Annotated in this window: 1 pseudogene; it reads right to left on the bottom strand. The window is 41.1% G+C overall.

Going from position 1 to position 813, the window contains the following annotated elements:
- Positions 1-224 precede the first annotated feature (224 nt).
- A pseudogene (locus ACRCJ0_RS16755) lies at positions 225-813 on the bottom strand (metallophosphoesterase); the annotation flags it as partial.

Raw genomic sequence — 813 nt, forward strand, 5'->3', positions numbered from 1 at the left:
GGGTTGGAAGGTCTCCGTTTGAATGTCAGTTGCTTGGCCAAAGCCAGCTGACTGCCATTTTTCTTGAAGGCCAGTAGGTAATTGGCTTACAAAACCAGTTGTTTGTGTTTCGTTTTCCGTCATTTTAGTCCTCTATTTCTTTTTTCTAATTTACTGCTTTTGGGTTCTTATCCCTATAAAAGATAAGGGCCATGGTTAGGCCCTCTCCTTTAAGTCATTAACCCCTATTTTTTCTTAGGGTCCTTCACAATAAATACATCTTCATTTAAATTATCAGAGAAAATTTTCTCTGCATTTACGTTTTCATCTACGACTGTTTTTTCATTTGTTTCTGGGTCCAACAAGATATAAGACGACTTAATACTTGGGTTATGCGGTACTTTCTCCTCATCATCTGCCTCATATTTAGGGGCTTCAATTGTCGAACGGTCTACTGCATCATCATCATAGTCATTATTGTCTACAAAAGGATTTTTTCTTGGATCTGTCATGTCCGCTTCCTCCTCATTCGGCACCAATGTATAGGCATCAACATTTGCTTCTTTATCAATGGCATCGATAATTTCGTGGCTACTTGTGGCATCCGGTGTTACTGAAAAGTAGCCTTGCGCTTGCGCACGTTCTTGTTTGCGGGCTAGGTATTGATTTTCTACTTGCTGAAAGGTTACCCCGCCTTCTTGTTCAGTGATGTAATCAATTGACTTGGTTAACCCATCAACAGCCCGGTCAATATCCGTTGTTAAATGGACTGCAATCACTTCTGGGCGATTGTTTAAACGAATTGGGAAGCTTGACGCCCCAATCCCTCGCGAA

The organism is Aerococcus sp. L_32, assembly GCF_050689315.1.